General features: G+C 70.5%; 16 protein-coding genes and 2 pseudogenes. 9 read left to right on the forward strand and 9 right to left on the reverse strand.

Going from position 1 to position 19814, the window contains the following annotated elements; genetic code table 11:
- Positions 1 to 182: 182 nt before the first annotated feature.
- Together ACIBLC_RS31910 and ACIBLC_RS31915 are read right to left on the reverse strand one after the other, a co-directional pair.
- Complete coding sequence (locus ACIBLC_RS31910; protein ID WP_399214811.1) at positions 183 to 2180, reverse strand: CocE/NonD family hydrolase; 1998 nt, start codon at positions 2178 to 2180, stop codon at positions 183 to 185.
- Positions 2181 to 2198: 18 nt separating this feature from the next.
- Positions 2199 to 3707, reverse strand: a complete 1509-nt coding sequence (locus ACIBLC_RS31915; protein ID WP_399214812.1) for a peptide MFS transporter — start codon at positions 3705 to 3707, stop codon at positions 2199 to 2201.
- Positions 3708 to 4106: 399 nt separating this feature from the next.
- Between ACIBLC_RS31915 and ACIBLC_RS31920 the strand changes: the two genes are divergently transcribed.
- The 5 genes and pseudogenes from ACIBLC_RS31920 (at position 4107) to ACIBLC_RS31940 (ending at position 9811) form a co-directional block, all read left to right on the forward strand.
- Entirely contained in the window at positions 4107 to 5117 is a 1011-nt protein-coding gene (locus ACIBLC_RS31920; protein ID WP_399214813.1) for a polyprenyl synthetase family protein, read from the forward strand.
- A gap of 316 nt (positions 5118 to 5433) precedes the next feature.
- Positions 5434 to 6378, forward strand: a complete 945-nt coding sequence (locus ACIBLC_RS31925) for a CHRD domain-containing protein (RefSeq protein WP_399214814.1) — start codon at positions 5434 to 5436, stop codon at positions 6376 to 6378.
- Positions 6379 to 6612: 234 nt separating this feature from the next.
- Positions 6613 to 7833: an outer membrane lipoprotein carrier protein LolA gene (locus ACIBLC_RS31930; RefSeq protein ID WP_399214815.1), complete on the forward strand. Its 1221-nt coding sequence runs from the start codon at positions 6613 to 6615 to the stop codon at positions 7831 to 7833.
- A gap of 89 nt (positions 7834 to 7922) precedes the next feature.
- Positions 7923 to 8934 (forward strand): annotated as a pseudogene (locus tag ACIBLC_RS31935) (ABC transporter ATP-binding protein).
- Positions 8921 to 9811, forward strand: a complete 891-nt coding sequence (locus tag ACIBLC_RS31940) for an ABC transporter permease (protein ID WP_399214816.1) — start codon at positions 8921 to 8923, stop codon at positions 9809 to 9811. Before ACIBLC_RS31935 ends, ACIBLC_RS31940 begins: the two are co-directional and overlap by 14 nt.
- A gap of 46 nt (positions 9812 to 9857) precedes the next feature.
- Here the strand turns inward: ACIBLC_RS31940 and ACIBLC_RS31945 are convergent, their stop codons facing one another.
- Positions 9858 to 10439 carry a flavodoxin family protein gene (locus tag ACIBLC_RS31945; RefSeq protein ID WP_399214817.1) on the reverse strand — a complete coding sequence of 194 codons (582 nt, stop codon included), beginning with the start codon at positions 10437 to 10439 and terminating at the stop codon, positions 9858 to 9860.
- Positions 10440 to 10741: 302 nt separating this feature from the next.
- Between ACIBLC_RS31945 and ACIBLC_RS31950 the strand changes: the two genes are divergently transcribed.
- Positions 10742 to 12172 carry a tetratricopeptide repeat protein gene (locus ACIBLC_RS31950; protein ID WP_399214818.1) on the forward strand — a complete coding sequence of 477 codons (1431 nt, stop codon included), beginning with the start codon at positions 10742 to 10744 and terminating at the stop codon, positions 12170 to 12172.
- A 331-nt stretch (positions 12173 to 12503) separates the two neighbouring features.
- On the opposite strand, the gene ACIBLC_RS31955 is transcribed toward ACIBLC_RS31950, so the two are convergent.
- Together ACIBLC_RS31955 and ACIBLC_RS31960 are read right to left on the reverse strand one after the other, a co-directional pair.
- Positions 12504 to 13445, reverse strand: coding sequence for a M28 family metallopeptidase (locus ACIBLC_RS31955; RefSeq protein WP_399214819.1), 942 nt, complete (start codon positions 13443 to 13445; stop codon positions 12504 to 12506).
- 142 nt (positions 13446 to 13587) lie between these two features.
- Positions 13588 to 14046, reverse strand: a complete 459-nt coding sequence (locus tag ACIBLC_RS31960) for a VOC family protein (RefSeq protein ID WP_399214820.1) — start codon at positions 14044 to 14046, stop codon at positions 13588 to 13590.
- Between the two features lie 37 nt (positions 14047 to 14083).
- Here ACIBLC_RS31960 and ACIBLC_RS31965 point away from each other — a divergent pair, with 37 nt between their 5' ends.
- A complete protein-coding gene (locus ACIBLC_RS31965; RefSeq protein WP_399214832.1) occupies positions 14084 to 14701 on the forward strand; it encodes a CGNR zinc finger domain-containing protein in 618 nt (205 codons plus the stop codon).
- Positions 14702 to 14810: 109 nt separating this feature from the next.
- Here ACIBLC_RS31965 and ACIBLC_RS31970 read toward each other — a convergent pair whose 3' ends face one another.
- Positions 14811 to 15251: a winged helix-turn-helix transcriptional regulator gene (locus ACIBLC_RS31970; protein ID WP_399214821.1), complete on the reverse strand. Its 441-nt coding sequence runs from the start codon at positions 15249 to 15251 to the stop codon at positions 14811 to 14813.
- Positions 15252 to 15337: 86 nt separating this feature from the next.
- Between ACIBLC_RS31970 and ACIBLC_RS31975 the strand changes: the two are divergent.
- Positions 15338 to 16549, forward strand: a pseudogene (locus ACIBLC_RS31975) (MFS transporter); the annotation flags it as partial.
- Between the two features lie 32 nt (positions 16550 to 16581).
- On the opposite strand, the gene rarD reads toward ACIBLC_RS31975, so the two are convergent.
- On the reverse strand, positions 16582 to 17553 hold the full coding sequence (rarD, locus tag ACIBLC_RS31980; protein ID WP_399214833.1) for an EamA family transporter RarD: 972 nt from the start codon (positions 17551 to 17553) through the stop codon (positions 16582 to 16584).
- Positions 17554 to 17746: 193 nt separating this feature from the next.
- On the reverse strand, positions 17747 to 18601 hold the full coding sequence (locus tag ACIBLC_RS31985; protein ID WP_399214822.1) for an NAD(P)H-binding protein: 855 nt from the start codon (positions 18599 to 18601) through the stop codon (positions 17747 to 17749).
- A gap of 90 nt (positions 18602 to 18691) precedes the next feature.
- Between ACIBLC_RS31985 and ACIBLC_RS31990 the strand changes: the two genes are divergently transcribed.
- Positions 18692 to 19120 carry a winged helix-turn-helix transcriptional regulator gene (locus ACIBLC_RS31990; protein WP_399214823.1) on the forward strand — a complete coding sequence of 143 codons (429 nt, stop codon included), beginning with the start codon at positions 18692 to 18694 and terminating at the stop codon, positions 19118 to 19120.
- A gap of 31 nt (positions 19121 to 19151) precedes the next feature.
- Here the strand turns inward: ACIBLC_RS31990 and ACIBLC_RS31995 are convergent.
- The coding region (locus ACIBLC_RS31995) for a thiamine pyrophosphate-dependent enzyme (protein ID WP_399214824.1) at positions 19152 to 19814 on the reverse strand (663 nt) is incomplete at its 5' end.

The raw sequence follows: 19814 nt of genomic DNA on the forward strand, positions 1-19814 counted from the left end.
TGGCTAATTGTGTGGCGGGGCGAGGGGTCGATCTTGTCCGGACGTGACCCATTTCACGCCATCAAGCGTGAACAAAGCGGCACCACAGGCAATTTATTCACAAGACGGACAGTCCGCCGGAGGGGCCGCGCCCTCGGCCCTCGTCCTATCGCCCCCCCGGGGGCGCCCCCTGCCCCCGCGCCCTAACCAGCCGTCCGCGGAATCCTCTTCTCCCACGTCCGGTGGAAGACCACCTCGTCCCCGTCCCGGCAGATCACCTCGTTCGAGGTGATGAAGTCCTCGGCGTCGCAGGAGATTTCGGACGTCGTCGAGACCCGCGCGTCCCACGGCAGGTCCGGCCGGTGCAGGCGGATCGACCAGGTCGAACGGGTGCGGGCGGAGAGCGGGTCGGACTCGTTGATCGTGTACGTCTCCTGTGCGTCCTCGGTGAATTCGAGGCCGTCGGGATAGACGCGGGTGCCGCCGTAGCGGGGATCGACCTCGAGACGCCACTCGCCCTTGGCCACGTCCCGCACGACGAGGCGTTCGGGCCGGGGTTCGTCCAGGGTCGCCGGTACGACCACCGCCGGCGATTCGGACTGCTCCGGATCCTCGAAGACGATCGGGAACGCCGACCGCGTTGCCCGCAGCGGGAGTTCGAGACCGCTGCCGTCCGGATCGAGGGTGAAACCCGCCTCGGAGCCCGGCTGGGGCCAGATCCAGGGCCAGTACGCGGAGGAGATCGCGAGGCGGATCCGGTGACCGGGCGGGAAGGCGTAGCCGATGCCGTTCAGCTCGATGACCACGTCCTCGGTGGCGCCCGGTTTCCAGGGGGCCACCAGGTCACGGCCATGGCGCGCCGACAGGTTCAGTGCGCCCCGGGTGACGAGTGTCGAGGAGCCGTCCGGAGCAACGTCGCATACCCGGGCGACGACTTGACCGCGTTCGGCGTGCGACGTGAGCCGCAGCCGCACCTTCGGCCTGCCCAACACCCAGGTCTCCTCCGGCACTTCGAACTCGAAGCAGGCCGAGCGCCCGTCCTCCTCCTGCTGGTCCGGCGGCAGGTCCGCGTCGTTCCCGAAGGGGAAGAAGCGGCCGGCGTCCACACCGGTGTGCTGCGGCGAGCGGATCAGGACCGGAGCGCCCTGGAGCTCGTACGACACCGGTGTCACGGAGGGGGACGGCCAGGCCTCATCGCCCACCCAGCGGCCGGGCAGTTCGTCGTACACGGTGGCCGGAGGGTGCGAGTCCATGACGTACGAGCGCAGCAGTGGCTCGGACATCACGCCGGTGTCGCCGTCGCGCAGCCAGTGGTCCCACCAGCGCAGCGTCTCCTGGAGGAAGCCGATCGCCGGTCCTGGCGGCAGGCCCCTGTCGGGGTACTGGTGCGACCAGGGGCCGATCAGGCCTCGTACGCGATCCGGTGGCAGGTTCTCGACCAGGCGCAACACGGTGTCCCGGTAGGGGTCGTGCCAGCCGCCGACCGCCAGGACGGCGGCCTGGATCGCGCCGTAGTCCTCGCAGACGCTGCCGTGTTTCCAGTACGCGTCCCGGGTCTGGTGCGACAGCCAGGTGTGGAGGAGAGGCTCCACCGCCTCCAGGCGCTCGGCCCACATGTCGTGCCACATCACCTCGCCGACGTGCGCCGGGTCCGGCGGGCGGGCGGCGAAGGCGAGCATGGTGGCCGCCCAGGCGTGCATGTCGACGGCGAGGACGGAACCGCCCATGTAGTGCACGTCGTTGTCGTAGCGGTCGTCCGTCGAGCAGACGGTGACGACCGCCTTGAGCGGCTCGGGCGCGAGTGCCGCGATCTGGAGGGAGTTGAAACCGCCCCAGGAGATCCCGAACATGCCCACCTTGCCCGAGCACCAGGGCTGGGAGGCAAGCCAGTTGACCACCTCCACCCCGTCCGCCAGCTCCACCTCCGAGTACTCGTCCGTAGGCAGGCCCTCCGAGTTGCCGTGGCCGCGGACGTCCACGCGGACGGAGGCGTAGCCGTGACCGGCGTACCAGGGATGGCGTTGCCAGTCGCGCGGCGCGGTCCAGTCCGTGAGGCGGTAGGGGAGGTATTCGAGGAGCGCCGGCACGGGCTCGTCGGTCAGGGGGCGCCAGACTCGGGCGTACAGGCGAGTGCCGTCCGGGAGGGGGATGAGGACGTCCTCGTGAGCGGACTCGTAGGGGAAGGACGTACGGATGCGCATGGTGGGATCCCAGTGGCTTCAGTGGACGGGGTGCATCGTGCGGCGCAGCCAGGGGGCGAGTGCCATCACGGCGAGGCCCGCGGCCACCGCGATCGCGCCGTTGACGCCGAAGTAGGCGGGCTTGGACACGTCGTCGTAGAGCTTCACGGTCTGGGCCTGGATTCCGTTGGCTAGTGCGAGGGACAGGAACCAGAGGGACATCGTCTGGCTGGAGAAGGCGACGGGGGCGAGCTTGGTGGTGGCGGACATGCCGGACGTCTCGAGGAGCACGTCGCCGAGGCCCAGCAGCAGGTACGAGCCGACGATCCACCAGGCCGACATCAGGTAGTCGTCGCCGCTGTGACCGCTCGTCGGCAGCACGATCAGGAGGAAGGACAGACCGCCGAGTACGACCCCGATCGCGATCTTGTTGGAGGCGTGCGGCTGGTTGTGGCCCATCCGGACCCACAACGCGGCGACCACGGGCGCCAGGGCGACCTCGAAGGCGCCGAGCGCGGAGGCGTACCAGCCGGCCGGGAAGTCGTAACCGAGGATGGTGGTCTCGGCGTTCGACGCGGCGAGCAGCATCATCGTCGAGTACGCCTGGAAGAGGATGAAGTTGAAGACGGTCGAGGCGAGGAAGAGGACGATGTACGGGCGCAGCCGGCCGCGTTCGGCGTCCGTCACGCGGGGGCTCCGGAACATCACCGCGAAGTAGACGACCGGCGCGATCACCGAGACGAGGGTGAGCAGGTCGACGAAGCGGTCCATCGTCAGGTAGCCGGCGACGGCGAGGAGCGCCGCGACCGCGGCCACCGCCAGGAGGCCGAGGGCGATCAGCGGGACCGCGCGGCGCATCGCGTCGGGAGCGAGGGCGAATTCCGCGGCGCGCTTGCGTCCGGCCAGGTGACGGCGGCCCGTGACGTACTGGACCAGGCCGAACGTCATGCCGACCGCCGCCGCGGAGAAGCCCCAGTGCCAGCCCCGGTGGTCGCCGAGCCAGGCGGTGACGAGCGGGCCCGCGAACGCGCCGATGTTGATCGACATGTAGTAGAGGGCGAACCCGGCGTCGCGGCGGTCGTCCTCGGTGCGGTAGAGCTTGCCGACCATGGTGGCGACGTTGGGCTTGAGCAGACCGGTGCCCGCGCTGATCAGGCCCAGGCCGACCCAGGTCATGGTGGCCGTCGGGACCGCCATGGAGTAGTGGCCGCAGGCGATCAGGACGCCGCCCCACAGGACCGCGCGGTACGAGCCGAGGATGCGGTCGGCGAGCCAGCCGCCGGCGACCGAGACCAGGTAGACGAGCGTGCCGTACGCGGCGGACACCGAGGCGGCCGTGCCCGGCGACATGCCCATGCCGCCGTGCGCGACGGTGTCGGCGAAGTAGAGGACGAGGATCGCCTGCATGCCGAGGAACGAGAAGCGCTCCCAGACCTCCAGGCCGGAGAGGGTGAGCAGGCCTCTGGGCTGGCCGAAGAAGGCGTGGTCGTCACCCGGCGGCGGAGGCGACTCGTCGCCGGGCGCGGTTTCGACGGTGCTTCGGGGCACGGCTGCCGGTCTCCTCGCGGGGTACTGGCTGAAAACGAACGGCTTGGCGGGGCGGTCGAACGGTTCGGTGGGACGGCTGAACGGTTCCGCAGGGCAGCGGCGTACATCGGATCGGACGATTTGATCAAGAACATACCGCTCGTGATCTCATACCGCCCGGGCGCGAATCCGCCTTCCGTTCGGGTGAGGGTTCCCTGCCGTTCGGACCCGGAGTGTCCGTTCCGCCCGGGGGAACTGGTGAGGGAAGTCGACTATGGGGACGGTGGGCGCTCGTGGTGATCGAAACGTGACCGGATACGCTGACTTGAGTGATGGCAGCGACACATCGACAAACCGCGTCACCGGCCGAATGATCGACCGAGTTCGCCATGTGATCGTCAGCAGACAGGAGAACCTCTCGTGACCGTCGTCGGGCCGTTCGGGCTGAGCGTGCGGGACCAGGCTCTCGAAGCCGCTGTCCAGGCCGGATTGGCGGCTGTCGAGGAGGGTCTGCTCGAAGCCACCAAGAGCGAGGTTCCCTTCATCACGGAAGCCGCCCAGCACCTGGTGCGGGCCGGCGGGAAGCGGTTCCGGCCACTGCTCGTGACGCTCGCGGCGCAGTTCGGTGATCCGTACGCGCCGGGTGTCGTGCCCTCGGCCGTGGTCGTCGAGCTGACGCATCTCGCCACGCTGTACCACGACGACGTGATGGACGAGGCGGACGTGCGGCGCGGGGTGGACAGCGCGAACACCCGCTGGGGGAACTCGGTGGCCGTCCTCACCGGCGACTTCCTCTTCGCGCGCGCCTCCTACATCCTGGCGGACCTCGGGCCCGAGGCCGTCCGCATCCAGGCCGAGGCGTTCGAACGGCTGGTCACCGGCCAGATCCTGGAGACCGCGGGTCCGCGCGACGGGCGTGACCCGGTCGACCACTATCTCGACGTGCTCAGCGGCAAGACCGGTTCGCTGGTCGCCGTCGCCTGCCGGTTCGGCGCGATGATGTCGGGGGCCGACGAGACGGTCGTGGACGTGCTGACGCAGTACGGCGAGCGACTGGGTGTCGCCTTCCAGCTCGCGGACGACGTCCTGGACATCGCTTCCGACTCGCGCGAGTCGGGGAAGACGCCGGGGACCGATCTCCGCGAGGGGATTCCCACGATGCCGGTGCTGCGGTTGCGCGAGCGGGTGGCGCGGCTCGGTCTCGCCGAGGACATCGCGCTGTGCGAGCTGCTGGACTCCGACCTGACGGACGACGCCCGGCACGCCGAGGCGCTGGCCCGGCTGCGGACGCATCCCGCCCTCGAGCAGGCCCGGCGGGACACCGTGCGTTACGCGCAGGACGCGCGCGCCGCGCTCGCGCCGCTGCCGGAGTGCGACGCGAAGGCCGCGCTGGTGGAGCTGTGCGACGCGGTGGTGCACCGGGCGGGTTGAAGCGGGTGGCGCACCGGGCGGGTTGCAGCCGTTGGGCGCACCGGGCGGGTTGAAACGGGTGCGCGCACCGGGCCGGACGAAGCGGGTGGCGCACCGGGCCGAGTGACCCCGCTCGACGTGACCTCACTCGGCCGTGGCCCTGCTCGCCCGTGACCTCACTCGACCGCGGCCCTCCTCGACAGTGATCCCGCTCGTCCGCGGCCCCGCTGTGGCGCAGGTCACGTTCCTGGGTTGAGCTCGGTCCGAGACCTGGTCCGTATACCTCCCCGAAGCCGACGCAGGGGGCGTCAGCTGATATATGGGGAGAATCGGAACCATGGGATCCAACGTCACGTTCACGGCGCGTCGCAAGAGCCTGATCCTCGCCGGTGTCGCGGTCCTGGCCGCGGGCGGTGTCGCCGCCGCCACCCTCCCGGCGGCCGCCGCCGGTACGAGCGGTGGTGCCGAGACCGGCACGATCCTCGCCACCAGCCTCAACGCCGCCAACGAGGTGCCCGTCCAGGGCGGCCCGGCCGTCGGTGACCAGGACGGCACGGCGCTGGAGTTCGTCAGGATCGACGGCGACAAGGTGTCCGTGGCCGTGAAGTGGCGCGGCACCGGCAAACCGACCGCGTTGCACATCCACCAGGGCGCCAAGGCCGGCAACGGCGGCGTCAAGGTCGACTTCACGAAGCTGCTGGCCAGGAGCAGGGGCCGCAGCGTCACCGGGACCGTCACGGTCAAGGACGCGGCGCTGCTGGAGCAGTTGAAGAACGACCCGGGTTCGTTCTACGCCAACCTGCACACCGCCCGCTTCCCGGGCGGAGCCGTCCGCGGCCAGCTCCACAAGGTCACCGGCACCTTCGATTTCCGCGACGCCCTGAAGAACTTCCAGGCGTCCGTGGTCAAGGGCGAGCAGATCTACGAGTGCAAGGCGGTCGAGGGCGGTGGACACGCCTTCGCCCAGCGCGACGTCTCCGCCGTACTCCGCGGCCACATCGCACACTCGTTCGTAGCGCCCAACTCCGGAACACCGCAGTGGATCGCGCCCGACGGCAGTGCGGTCACCGGCGCGGTGACCAGCAGGACCCCGAACGGGAACAACATCGCCGAGCTGGATCTCCAGGCCACCCAGTCCGGCAAGGCCCACGGCCTGCTGGCGGGCACGCAGGAGATCCTCCGCCTCAACACCGTGGGCGGCGTCGCCCCGGCCGGATCCTGCACGCCGGGCGCCATCGTGGGCGTGCCCTACCAGGCCGACTACGTGTTCGTGCAGCGCTGACCGTATGGCCCAAGAGGCGGCGCCTCCTCCGAACCCCTACGGGTTGGGGGAGGCGCCGCCTTCTCGCGTCATACCGCAGGAGTACGTGGAGTTGAGCCCGGGGTCTGACGCTTCCCTCCCGCCGATTTGGTCATATTGAGAACACCACTCCTCACCGGTTCGGGTGAGAATGGCGGCTAAGGGTGGACCAGTGCAGCGCGACGAGCCGCCGCCGACGACGGAGGTAAGGCAGACATGGCACCGTACGAATCCGACCACAGCACGAGCGCCGACGAGGCCGAGGACGTGCGCGCCGGCCGGCGGAAAGCGGCGCGTTACGTCGTCCCGGTCACGGTGATGGGGCTGGCGGCGGCGACCATCGGGCTCGTCCCGGCGCTCGCCGACTCCGGTGACCCGGATCTGCCCAAGATCAGCGCCCAGCAGCTCATCGAGAAGATCGCCAAGTCGGACGTGGAGCAGCTGTCCGGCACGGTCAAGATCAGCACCGACCTGGGCCTTCCCGACCTGGGCGGCCTGGAGAGCAGTTTCGCCTCCGGAGCCGTACAGGGCGGCGACGGCTCGTCCGCCGACCCGTCCTCCAAGCTCATGGAGCTGGCCTCCGGCACGCACACCCTGCGCGTCGCGGCCGACGGCCCGGACAGGACCAAGGTCTCCCTGCTGGACAGCGCCGCCGAGTACAGCCTCATCCACAACGGCACGGACGTGTGGGGGTACGACAGCGAGTCGAACGAGGTCTACCACTCGACCGTGCCCAAGTCCGAGCGCGGGAAGGAGACGGCGCCGGAAGGCGTCCCGGCCACTCCCAAGGATCTCGCCGACGAGGCGCTCAAGGCCGTCGACGACACCACCTCCGTGACCGTCGACGGCACCGCGCAGGTCGCGGGCCGCGACGCGTACAAGCTGGTCATCAAGCCGAAGCAGTCCGGCTCGACGATCGGCGCGATCACCATCGCGGTCGACTCGAAGACGGGGCTGCCGCTGAAGTTCACGCTGACCCCGGCAAGCGGCGGCGCGGCCGTCGTGGACGCCGGCTTCACCAAGGTCGACTTCTCCAGGCCGGCCGCGTCGACCTTCGCCTTCACCCCGCCCAAGGGCGCGAAGGTCACCGAGGGCGACGCCGCACAGACGCCGGAGACCTCCCGCAAGTCCGGCGAGGACCTGGGCGAGGGGCTCGAAGGATTCGACGGGCTCGAAGGGCTGAAGACCATCGGCGAGGGCTGGAACGCGGTCGCCCGGTTCGACACGGGCGGCGAGGGCGTACCGTCCGACTCCTCCGGCAACGGTGACGTCGACGGCTTCCTGGACTCCCTCGGCGACAAGGTCACCGGCAAGTTCGGCTCCGGCACGGTCTTCTCGACCCGCCTGGTCAACGCGCTGATCACGGACGACGGCAAGGTGTACGCCGGCGCCGTCACCAAGGACGCGCTGGTCAAGGCGGCGAACGCGGCCAAGTAGGCCTCGGAGGCACAGGCCTCGGAGGCGGGGCCTCGCAGCCAAGGCCCCGCAGGCAAGGCCTCGTAGGCACAGCACGAATCGAGGAGTCCATGGAGGAACTGTCCGCCGCGGAGCCCGACCCGGTGGACGACGCGGGAGGGGCGGTGAGCACGGTCGCGGCGACCACGGTGGAGGACACCGTGATCGTCACCCGTGCGCTCACCAAACGCTTCCGCGGCGGACAGCTCGCCGTCGACGGCCTGGACCTGACCGTCCCGGCAGGCAGCGTCTTCGGCTTCCTCGGACCGAACGGCTCGGGCAAGACCACCACCATCCGCATGCTGATGGGCCTGATCGAGCCGACCTCGGGAACGGCGAGTGTCCTGGGGCGGCCCATGCCCCGGGCCACCCGCGCCGTGCTCCCGCAGGTGGGCGCGCTCATCGAGGGCCCCGCGCTGTACGGCTTCCTCTCCGGGCGCGACAACCTCATGCGGTACGACGCCGCCGACCCGACCGCCGACCCCCGCACCCGGCGTACCCGCGTCGCCGCCGCCCTCGACCGGGTCGGGCTCGCCGCCGCCGCGGGCAAGAAGGCGAAGGCGTACTCACTCGGAATGAAAGCGGCTCGGGCTCGCGGCGGCGCTGCTCCAGCCCCGCCGCCTGCTCGTCCTGGACGAGCCCACCAACGGCCTCGATCCGCAGGGCATGCGCGAAATCCGCTCCCTGGTAAGGGAGTTGGCCTCCGACGGCACGACCGTCTTCCTCTCCTCGCACCTGCTCGACGAGATCGAGCAGGTGTGCACGCACGCGGCCGTGATGGCGCAGGGCCGGCTCATCACCCAGGGCGCGGTGGCCGAGCTCGCGGCGGGCGCGCGCGGCCGGCTGGTCGTGACGACTCCCGACCCGGCGGACGCGGCCCGGGTACTGAAGGAACAGGGAGTCGCGGACCTCGTCGTGACGGAGACCGGGGTGACCGCCGAGCCTCCGGAGCGCGAACTCGCCGAGCTGAACGCCGCGTTGGTCACGGCGGGTGTCCGGGTCCGCGGTTTCGGGGTCGAACGGGCCTCGCTGGAGGACGCGTTCGTCGCGCTGACGGGGGAGGGCTTCGATGTCGCGGGCTGAGGTCATCACCCAGGCCGAAGCGGTGCGTGCGCCCAGCCCGCTGTGGACGTTCGGGCTGTTCCGCAACGAGCTGATCACCACCTTCCGGCGGTGGCGGACCCTCGCGCTGCTCGGCGTGCTCGCCGCGGTGCCCGTCCTCATCGGTATCGCCATCAAGATCGAGACGGGCGACGGATCGGGCGGCGGCCCCGGCGGCGGTGGCGAGGGCCCGGCGTTCATCTCGCAGATCACCAACAACGGCCTGTTCCTGGTGTTCACCGCGCTGGCCGCGACGCTCCCCTTCTTCCTGCCGATGGCCATCGGCGTCATCGCGGGCGACGCGATCGCGGGCGAGGGCAGTGCGGGGACGCTGCGCTACCTCCTGGTCGCCCCCGCCGGCCGCACCCGTCTGCTGCTCACCAAGTACGCGACCACCATGACGTTCTGCCTGGTCGCGACCCTCGTCGTGGCCGCCTCGGCGCTCGCGACGGGAGCGTTGCTGTTCCCGCTCGGCGAGCTGACGACGATCTCCGGCACCCGGATCAGCTTCGCGGAGGGACTCGGCAGAGCCCTGCTCATCGCCCTGGTCGTCGCCGCGTCACTGATCGGGGTCGCGGCGCTCGGCCTGTTCATCTCGACGCTGACGAGCAGCGGCATCGCGGCGATGGCGACGACCGTCGGGCTCCTCATCACCATCCAGATCCTCGATCAGATCCCCCAACTCCACGCCCTCCAGCCGTACTTCTTCTCCCACTACTGGCTGTCCTTCGCCGACCTCATGCGCGACCCGGTGTACTGGGACGACCTGGTCCGCAACCTCGGCCTGCAAGCCCTGTACGCGGCGGTGTTCGGCTCGGCGGCCTGGGCGCGCTTCACGACGAAGGACATCACGGCCTGAGCCCCGCCCGGTTCGCCGTCCGGGTCGGTGATCCGGCGCGCGCGAGTCAGCTGTCGTAGGGGAACCGCGCGAGCGGCGGCCGCTGGGCGAAGAACGTCTTCGCGCGGGCCAGCGCCTCGGTGTCGTGGAGTACGTCGCCGGGCTTGCTGCCGTTGCCGAGCAGGACTCCGCCGAAGCGCATGCCCATGTACGCGGCCGAGTGGTTGAGGGTGCCGGTCAGCGGGTCGGCGACCTCCTGCTCCTCGTGCGCCAGCGCGGTGACGCCCCAGAGGCTGCGCCCCGCCAGCGTGGCCTTGAAGTCGACACCGGGGGTGCGCAGCCAGCCCGACCAGTAGTCGAGGTAGCGCTTGGTGGGCGCGGAGACCGAGTACCAGTACAGCGGCGACGCGATGACGATGTCCGTCGCGGCGAGTGTCGCGTCGAGGAGCAGGCCGGTGCTGCCCCCGGTCGGGCGGACGTGGTCGCTGTCGTGGCGCAGGTCCTCGAATTCCGGCAGGGGATGCTCGGCGAGGCTCAGCCACCGCTGTTCGACCTCCGCGGGCAGCTGTTCGGCGGCCTTGCGGGCCAGCAGCTCGGTGTTGCCGTCGGGACGGCTGCTGCCGAGCAGGAACAGGAAGTGACGGCTCATGGGTCCCCCTGGGTTGCGCGAGACGAACGGCGGCTGCCGCGACTGCATGCGTGCACAATATATGCGTACGCATGCAGTCGTCCAGGCGGTTCTCCCGTCCCCGGGGATGGTCGGCGTCGGGGGTGGCCGACGCTATCGTCGGCGTTGACGTGCTGTGGTCCGCGGGACCAGGGTGGGCAGGCGGGTGTGTGCCGTACCGTCTGGACGGGCACGCGTACCCACGCGAGCGCCTCCCACCAGCCGCTCTCCTCTGCGGCCTCCCTGTCCCCCTTCCTCCCCCGATCACCCCGAGTGAGGGCACGATGTCTCGACTCAGCCGCGAACAGAAGCGGGAACTCAAGCGGCGCGCTGAGCAGGGTGCCGATCCCGGGGAGTCCGGGGGGTATCCGGCCGCCGGGGTGACTCCGGTCGAGGTGCGGGTGTACGCCTCCGCGGAGGGAATCGCGCTGACCGGGGGCAGCGGGGCCGTGGTCGACGGCAGGCCGGTGCTCTCCGCCCCAGGCCAGAACGTCCAGGCCGCCGTCCTCGACCACCTCCACCACCTCGCCCTCTCCACCGCCCGGCCCGTCCTCGCCGAGATCCACGACGAACGCACCGGCTACGTCGTACCGATACAGGTGTACGTGGACGGGTCGAGCGCCTACATGGGGGAGCCGCGCCGATTCCAGCCGCGACCGCCGCAGTCTCCGCAGCCACGTCCGCAGGCCTACCCGTACGCACAGCATCCGGATCCGCGGCCGCAGCAGTCTTCGCAGCAGCAGCCGTATCCGCACCCGGATCCGCAGCGGCACCCGCACCCACAGTCACAGCTGCACCCACAGTCACAGCCGCATCAGCGTGAGCCCGAGGCCGGGCAGCCGCGAAAGCCAGCGGCATGGCCGACACGGCCGACCCCGCCGACATCGGCCCGGCCGGTTCCGCCGATGCCGTCGGCAGGCCGGCCCCCGGCGCCGCCCGCCCCGCGGCCCGACCCCGTCTGGCCTCCGGCGGCCACCGGCCCCGAGCCGAGCACTCCCGCCCCGTCGCCCTACGCCCTGCGGACGGTGCACGAGCCGGGGGGCACCCCGCCCGGAGTGGCGGGGCCCCCGACGGGTGAGTTCGGCCCGGCGCCCGATCCGGCCGCCAGGCGGACGCCCCCCAGGTCCCTGATGGGCTTCGACCCCGACCTGGCGCACGAGCCGGAGCCGGAGCCGAAGCCCGTTCCCGTGCGGGGTTTCGACGCCGTCGCCGAAGCGGTACTGGCGCCGGTGCCCGAACTGCCGGGCGAGGCGGCCTTCCTGGCGGAACCCGTGGCCCGGATCAACGAGGCGGTGCAGCAGGGCAGGATCGAGGAAGCCGCGGGTTCGGCGGAGCAGACTGTCGCGGAGGCCGCGCACGCACTGGGCCCGGAACACCCGGAGGTGCTGCGGCTGCGCGAACTGGGCGCCTACATCGCCTACTTGGCGGACGACGCGCCCCAGGCCCTCCGCGTGTCGCTCGACCTGGCCCGGATCCACCGCCGGAGCCTGGACCCGGAGGCCGCGTACGGCAACGTCCAGAGCGCGGCGACCGCCTGGCGCGCGATCCGCGAGCCCTCGCAGGGCCTGGCCTTCGGCCGCGACCTGATCGGCGTGTGGACCGAACTCGCGGCCGACGGCGGCCCGGCCGCCGACGACCTCGAACAGCTCGAATCGGCCCGCACCCGCATGGGCCGCCTGGCCGAACGCGTCGACAGCCAGGCCGGCAACTCGTAGACCCAGGCCGACAACTCGGTAGACCCAAGGGCTGTCCCGTAATCCCCGGCGGGCGCACGACGACAGCTACGGCACCTCGCCGCGTTGTCGGATCGCCCGAATACACCCGGTATGAGGACGACCCTCCGCCTTGCGATGCACCGCATCTGACGCCGCGCGCTGATCCACCGGGGATTACGGGACAGCCCTTAGGCCGCCGGCCAACACACCCCGGAGAGCGCCCGCCCGTGTCCGGTGACCGTACGCTCGGGACGCTCGACCCGGGGAACGGCACCGACCGCGGGGCAGGGCGACGACCGGACCGCTCAGGACCGGTCGTCGCACGCGGAAGCTAGGAGGACAGCTCCCACACCGCGTAGGCCAGGGCATCGCTGTTCCGGTCCAGCGCCGTGTCGTTGATGTTCGACGTGGTGTCGCAGGACGAGTGGTAGCAGCGGTCGAAGGCCAGGCCGGCCGTGCCGCCCCACTTGGCGGCCTGCGCCGCTGTCTTGATGTAGTCCGCGCCGCTGAACAGACCGCCGACCGGGATGCCCGCGCTGTCGAACGGTGCATGGTCGGAGCGGCCGTCGCCCTCGGTCTCGATCTCCGTGGCTACGCCGATCCCCGCGTAGTAGGCCTTGAAGGTCTTCTCGATGGCGGGATCGTCGTCGTAGACGAAGTACCCGGGGTTCGGTGAGCCGATCATGTCGAAGTTCAGATAGCCGCTGATCCTCGAACGGTCGGTGGTGGAGAGTCTGTTGACGTAGTAGCGAGAGCCGACCATGCCCAGTTCCTCCGCGCCCCACCAGGCGAACCGCAGATGCTTGGTGGGCTGGTACTGCGCCCGGGAGACGGCGAGCGCGGCCTCCAGCACGGCCGCCGAACCCGAGCCGTTGTCGTTGATGCCGGCCCCCGCCGTCACGCTGTCGAGATGGGACCCGGCCATGACGACCTGACCGGTGTCGCCGCCGGGCCAGTCGGCGATGAGGTTGTACCCGGTGCGGCCACCGGACGTGAACTGCTGGACGGTCGTGGTGAATCCGGCCGCGTTCAGCTTGCCCTGCACATAGTCGAGCGAGGCCTTGTAACCGGTGCGGCCGTGGGCGCGGTTGCCGCCGTTGGCGGTAGCGATGGACTGCAGCTGAGCGAGATGGGCCTTGACGTTGGCCACGGGGAGATCGGGCGCGGCGGCCACACGTGTGGGCGCCGCGCCGGCTATCGAGCTGGTGGTGAGGAGCGTGACGGCCGCGACGACGGCAGCCGCGGTGGCACGCCCGGTGACGGAGAGCTTCATGTGGGGGGCTCCGAATTCCGTGGGAATCCACAGGGATTCCTCAGCGAATGGGGTGCCTGGATGGTGAAGGTGGGACTGATGCTCCGTCAAGAGCGCTATTTGGTCAGGGGAGTTCGGATATCGGAACGGGGCGAACTCGCGGCTACTGGACGCAGAACTCGTTCCCCTCGGGGTCCGTCAGCACCACCCACTCGCCGCCCGGCTCCTTCACCTGCCGCAGCACCGCCGCCCCCAGTCCCTCCAGTCGGGCCACCTCGTCCGCACGCCGCTCGGCCCCCGCGTGCAGGTCGAGATGGAGCCGGTTCTTGACGGTCTTCGGCTCCGGTACGCGCTGGAAGAGCAGCCGTCGCCCGAGCCCGATTCCGGTCTCCTCCTCGTACGGATCGTCCGGATGCCTTACGGCGATCAGGTCCCGCCATGCCCGGCGGCCATGGGAGTCGACGGTGAGCTCGACCGGTACGGCGTCGAGGCCGAGCAGTCGCTCGACGAGCGCGCTGTTGTCCTCGACCTGATAGCCGAGGGCGGCGGCCCAGAAGTCCGCCTGGGCGTGCGGGTCGGCGGCGTCGATGACGAGCTTCCAGTGCAGGGTCGCGTGTGTCATGGTAACCACTTATAGTGGTTACGTGAGCGAGCGTGCAATGGAATCGCCGGGACTGACCCTCGTGTCGTACGGAGGGAAGGCCTATCGCTTCGACCCCGGAGCCCTCTGCCTGGAGCTGCTGACGACGGGCGGTCCGGGGGAGTTCGCCCGCTACGAGGTGCTGCACGAGCCCGCGGACCTGGTGCGCTGGGCGGACCTGAGCCGCTTGTCATCCGGGCTCCAACTATCTGTGAGCCAGAGGGAGTTGGAGCGAACCCGGACAGTCCGCGACGCCCTGTTCCTGCTGACCTCGGACCGCGCGCACGGCCGCTCGCCGAACCCCCGCGACCTGGCCGTCGTCAACGCGGCCGCGGCCGAGCCCTCGCTCGTCGCCCGCATCGAACCGGACGGCACCCGGGCCTGGGCCCCCGGCGCCACCGGCACGCGACTGCTCTCCACCGTCGCGCGTGACGCCGTCGACCTCTTCACCGGCCCGCACGCCGACCGCGTCCGCGAGTGCGGGTCCGACAACTGCTACCTGCTCTTCGTCGACACGTCCCGCCCCGGCCGCCGCCGCTGGTGCGCCATGGAGCACTGCGGCAACCTCCACAAGGCACGCGCACACCGCGCCCGCCGGTCCGGATCAGAAACCGGGCAGGCCGAGCAATCCGAGTGAGCCGCGCGGGGCGCGCAGGGGGAGTGGGCCGAACCGGCCGGACAAGCCGAGCGGGCCACCCGAGCCGATCAAGGCACGCAATCCGCCCCAGCCGCCCCGGCCGCCCAAGTCACCCGCCCGCCACCGCCGACGCCCGCGAGTCGTAGTCCTCCCGCGCCGAGGCGATCTCCCCCTGGTGCTCCTCGGTCCAGGTCACCAGGGACTGGATGGTGGCGTGCAACGTGCCGCCCAGCGGCGTGAGTTCGTAGTCCACCCGCGGCGGCACCACGGCATGCACCGTCCGCTTCACCAGCCCGTCCCGCTCGAGCTGCCGCAGGGTCACGGTGAGCATCCGCTGACTGACTCCGTCGATCTCGCGCCGCAGTTCCGTGAAGCGGAGAACGCGCCGGTCGAGCAGGGCGATCACCAGCAGGGACCACTTGTCGGCGACCCGGTCGAGGATCTGCCGCACCTCGCAGTCCTCCCGGGTGTCCCACTGGAAGGGATCGGCGTCCCCGTAGTCCACGGTGCCTTCGCAGTTACTCGGTGACTTCGAAGTGCCTTCTTCCATGCCTGTCGATGCTGCCGCAGGCTGGCCATGGTTACAAGAGGGAACCGACCCTCGGTCGCGTAACCGCACCTATCTGAGGAGTCCCCATGGGCACCCGCGCCTGGGCCTTACTGCTGGTCCTCTGCGGAACCATTTTCCTGGAGGGCATCGACGTCGCCATGCTCGCGGTCGCGATCCCCTCCATCAGATCCGACCTCGCCCTGTCCACGACCGCCGCTGCCTGGGTGATGAGCTCCTACGTCCTCGGCTACGCGGGATTCACCCTCCTCGGCGGACGCGCCGCCGACCTGCTCGGCCGCCGCCGGATGTTCCTCGCCTCGCTGACGGTCTTCGTCGCCTTCTCCGGACTCGGCGGCTTCGCCACGGAGGGCTGGATGCTGATCGTGGCCCGCTTCGTCACGGGAGTCTCCGCCGCCTTCATGACCCCGGCCGCGCTGTCCCTGATCACCACGTCGTACGAGGAGGGCCGCCAACGCAACAAGGCCCTGCTGGTCTTCGCGGGTACGGCGGCCGGCGGCTTCTCCCTCGGCCTCGTCATCGGCGGCCTGCTCACCGAACTCGGCTGGCGCTGGGTGTTCTTCGCCCCGGTGCTGCTCGCCGGCGCGATCCTCGTCGCGGCGGTCCGGCTGATCCCCGTACAGGAGGGGCGCCACCGGCCCCGTACCGCGGAACAGCGGTTCGACCTCACCGGCGCCGTCACCGCCGCCGGGGCCATGCTCCTCGCCGCGTACGCCGTCATCCGCCTCGAACACGGTTTGCGCGACTGGCAGTTGACCGCGGTGGTGGCGCTCGCGGCGCTGCTGCTCGCCGTCACCTTCGTCGCCGTCGAACGCCGCGCCGCCAGCCCTCTCGTACGCCTCGGCCTCCTCCGCAAGGGCTCGGTGGTCCGTGCCGACCTCGGCGCGCTGCTCTTCGTGGGCGCCTTCTTCGGCTTCCAGTTCGTGCTGACGCTCTACCTCCAGGAACTGCGCGGCTGGTCGGCGCTCCAGACGGCGGTCGCGCTCATTGTGATGGGCTGCGACGCGGTGCTGGCACCGACGCTCACGCCGAAACTGGTCGAGCGGTACGGCCACACCCGGGTGGTCCTCGCCGGGTTCGTGCTCGCGGTCGTCGCGTACGGGTTGTTCCTGCCCGTGGGCGCGGACTGGTCGTACGCCGCGATGTTCCCGACGCTGATCATCGCGGGGACCGCCTTCGCCCTCGCCTACGGGCCGTTGACCATCGCGGCGACGGACGGGGTGGCGGAGTCGGAGCAGGGGCTGGCGAGCGGGCTGCTGCACACGGCGACGCAGTTCGGCTCGGCGATCGGGATCTCGGCGGTGACCGCGGTCTACGGCTTGGCGTCGACGGCTTCCGGACCGGCCGGTACGGGGTCGGGGGAGGGCGGCGAACTGTCCGCGTTCCGCGCGGCGCTGACCGTGCCGGTGGCGATGGTGGTCCTGGGGGTGCTGGTCTCGGCCCTGAGCGTCCGTGCCGCCCGGCGCGCGGTGCGCAGCGCGTCGAAGGTGAGCAGCGACAGCGCGAGCCAGACCAGCGCGAAACCGGCCCAGCGCTCGGGCGGCATGGCCTCGTGGAAGTAGAAGACGCCCAGCAGGAACTGGAAGACCGGCGCCAGGTACTGGAGGAGCCCCAGGGTGGACAGCGGAACCCTGATGGCCGCCGCGCCGAAACAGACCAGCGGCAGCGCGGTCACCACGCCGGTCGCCGAGAGCAGCGCCATGTGCCCCACGCCCTCGGTGCCGAAGGTCGCCCGTCCGGTCGCCCCCAGCCACAGCAGAAAGGCCAGCGCGGGCAGGAACTGGACGGCTGTCTCGGCGGCGAGCGACTCGATGCCGCCGAGGTTGACCTTCTTCTTGACCAGCCCGTAGGTGGCGAAGGAGAAGGCGAGGGTGAGGGAGATCCACGGCGGGCTGCCGTATCCGAGAGTGAGCACCACCACCGCCGTGAAGGCGACGCCGACCGCCGTCCACTGGAGGGGCCGCATCCGCTCCTTGAGGATCAGCACGCCCATCGCGATGGTGACCAGCGGGTTGATGAAGTAGCCGAGCGAGGCCTCGACGACGTGCCCCGTGTTCACGGCCCAGATGTAGACGCCCCAGTTCACGGTGATCAGGGCCGCGGCCACCGTGATCAGTGCGAGTTTGCGCGGCTGCCGCAACAGTTCACCGGCCCAGGCCCAGCGCCGTATCACCACGAGCGCGATCCCGACGAAGGCCAGCGACCACACCATCCGGTGGGCGAGGATCTCGGCCGCCCCGGCGGGCTTCAGGAGCGGCCAGAATATGGGGACGAGGCCCCACATGCCGTACGCGGCGATGCCGTTCAGCAGACCTATGTGCGCTTCGCCCCTGGCCTTAGCCGCCACCGCGTCCTCCTTGCCCCTGCGGCCGTGCTCGTACGGCCTTCAAGAAGGTAGCGCCGTACACCCCCGGCTGTCATGCCCGTATCGCCATACGGTCATGACAGCCGGGGGTGTACGGCGGACTCGGGTCCGGTCAGCCCTTGAGTGCCGCCGCGATCGACTCGACGATCGGCGTGGTCGGGCGGCCGGTCAGCCGGGACAGGTCGCCGCTCGTCACCGCGAGCTCGCCCTTGGCTATGGACTCGTCCACGCCCGCCAGGATCGTGGCGAAGGCCTCGGGCAGTCCGGCGCCGGTCAGGATGCCGACGTAGGCCTCGGCCGGGACGGCGTTGTAGACGATCTCCTTGCCGGACTGCGTGGCCACCTCGGCGGCGTACTCGGCGAAGCCGAACGCGGTGTCCCCGCTCAGCTCGTACGTCGTGTTCTCGTGGCCCTCACCGGTCAGCACCGCCACGGCGGCGGCGGCGTAGTCGGCGCGCGCGGCAGCGGCGATACGGCCGTCACCCGCGGCCTGGACGACCGCGCCGTGCTCCAGGACGGGGGCGAGGTTCTCCGTGTAGTTCTCGTTGTACCAGCCGTTGCGCAGCAGGGAGTACGGCAGACCGGACGCGAGGAGCGCCTCCTCCGTGGCCCGGTGGTCGTCGGCCAGCGCGGCCGTGAGGGTGCCGGGAGCGCTGGTGTAAGCGAGGAGCGCGGCGCCGGCGGCCCTGGCCGCGTCGATGACGACCTGGTGCTGGCCCACGCGGCCGAGGTGGAACTCGTTGCCGGAGATCAGCAGCACCTTGTCACCGGCGGAGAAGACTCCGTCGAAGGTCTCGGGGGCGTTGTAGTCGGCCACCGCGATCCTCACGCCGCGGGCGGCGAAACCGGCAGCCTTCTCCTCGTCGCGCACGACGGCGGTGATCCGGTCGGCCGGGACCTTCTCCAGCAGCCCTTCGATGACGAAACGGCCGAGGTGTCCGGTGGCTCCGGTGACGACGATGCTCATGACTGATATCTCCTTGTTGTGGGGTCTGGCACTAACCCTAGGAGATGCACTAACTTCTCGAAAGTACCCACTTTGAAGTAAGGTACTGGCATGGCAGTAAGTAACTGGAACCTCGAGGGCGAGGCCATGTGCCCGCACCGCCTCGTCCTGGAACACGTCACCAGCCGCTGGGGCGTCCTCGTCCTGATCGAGCTGAACGAACGCTCCTACCGTTTCAGCGAGCTGCGCCGCGCGATCGGCCGGGTCAGCGAGAAGATGCTGACCCAGACGCTGCAGACCCTGGAGCGCGACGGCCTCGTGCACCGCGACGCCAAGCCCGTGATCCCGCCCCGGGTCGACTACTCCCTCACCGGCCTGGGCCGCGAGGCCGCCCAGTTGGTGAGCGCGCTGGGGGACTGGACGCACGAGCGGATGGACGACGTGCTGAAGGCGCGCGAGGCGTACGACGGCGACAGGGCCGGCGCGGACGGGGTCACGGGCAGGGTCGGCGGCAGCGCAAAGGAAACGGCCCGGACCTGATGGCCCGGGCCCTGTCCGACGTACGGAACGATCAGTCGGTGACTGTCCAGGTGTCGTTGCCGGTGAGGAGGGTGGCGAGGTCGCCTTTGCCGTTCTGTTCGATGGCGGTGTCGAGTTGGTCGGTCATCTGGGTGTCGTAGACGGGGCGTTGGATCGAGCGCAGGACGCCGATGGGGGTGTGGTGGAGGGTGTCGGGGTCGGCGAGGCGGGACAGGGCGAACGCGGTGGTCGGTGAGGTGGCGTGGGCGTCGTGGATGAGGATCTGTGACCGGTTGTCGGCGGTGACGGCCACGACTTTCAGGTCACCGGTGGCCGGGTCGCGGACGACGCCTTTGGAGCTGTCGGTGCCGAAGGTGATGGGTTGGCCGTGTTCGAGGCGGATGACGGCTTCCTCGGCCTGTTTTTTGTCCTTGAGGGCTTCGAAGGCGCCGTCGTTGAAGATGTTGCAGTTCTGGTAGATCTCGACGAGGGCGGTGCCGGGGTGGGCGGCGGCCTGCCTCAGGACGTCGGTGAGGTGTCTGCGGTCGGAGTCGACGGTGCGGGCGACGAAGGAGGCCTCGGCGCCGATCGCGAGGGAGACGGGGTTGAAGGGGGCGTCCAGGGAGCCCATCGGCGTCGACTTGGTGATCTTGCCGACTTCGCTGGTGGGGCTGTACTGGCCTTTGGTGAGGCCGTAGATCCGGTTGTTGAAGAG

The organism is Streptomyces sp. NPDC050535, from assembly GCF_044457665.1.
Lineage (GTDB): Bacteria > Actinomycetota > Actinomycetes > Streptomycetales > Streptomycetaceae > Streptomyces.

Excerpts from the sequence above, each read along its gene's own strand:
- ACIBLC_RS31925 (WP_399214814.1), top strand. The coding sequence starts at position 5,434 with ATGGGATCCAACGTCACGTTCACGGCGCGTCGCAAGAGCCTGATCCTC.
- ACIBLC_RS31965 (WP_399214832.1), top strand. The coding sequence starts at position 14,084 with ATGGAATCGCCGGGACTGACCCTCGTGTCGTACGGAGGGAAGGCCTAT.
- ACIBLC_RS31985 (WP_399214822.1), bottom strand. The coding sequence starts at position 18,601 with ATGAGCATCGTCGTCACCGGAGCCACCGGACACCTCGGCCGTTTCGTC.
- ACIBLC_RS31955 (WP_399214819.1), bottom strand. The coding sequence starts at position 13,445 with ATGAAGCTCTCCGTCACCGGGCGTGCCACCGCGGCTGCCGTCGTCGCG.
- ACIBLC_RS31945 (WP_399214817.1), bottom strand. The coding sequence starts at position 10,439 with ATGAGCCGTCACTTCCTGTTCCTGCTCGGCAGCAGCCGTCCCGACGGC.
- ACIBLC_RS31990 (WP_399214823.1), top strand. The coding sequence starts at position 18,692 with ATGGCAGTAAGTAACTGGAACCTCGAGGGCGAGGCCATGTGCCCGCAC.
- ACIBLC_RS31910 (WP_399214811.1), bottom strand. The coding sequence starts at position 2,180 with ATGCGCATCCGTACGTCCTTCCCCTACGAGTCCGCTCACGAGGACGTC.
- rarD (WP_399214833.1), bottom strand. The coding sequence starts at position 17,553 with ATGTGGGGCCTCGTCCCCATATTCTGGCCGCTCCTGAAGCCCGCCGGG.
- ACIBLC_RS31950 (WP_399214818.1), top strand. The coding sequence starts at position 10,742 with ATGTCTCGACTCAGCCGCGAACAGAAGCGGGAACTCAAGCGGCGCGCT.
- ACIBLC_RS31960 (WP_399214820.1), bottom strand. The coding sequence starts at position 14,046 with ATGACACACGCGACCCTGCACTGGAAGCTCGTCATCGACGCCGCCGAC.
- ACIBLC_RS31930 (WP_399214815.1), top strand. The coding sequence starts at position 6,613 with ATGGCACCGTACGAATCCGACCACAGCACGAGCGCCGACGAGGCCGAG.
- ACIBLC_RS31970 (WP_399214821.1), bottom strand. The coding sequence starts at position 15,251 with ATGGAAGAAGGCACTTCGAAGTCACCGAGTAACTGCGAAGGCACCGTG.
- ACIBLC_RS31940 (WP_399214816.1), top strand. The coding sequence starts at position 8,921 with ATGTCGCGGGCTGAGGTCATCACCCAGGCCGAAGCGGTGCGTGCGCCC.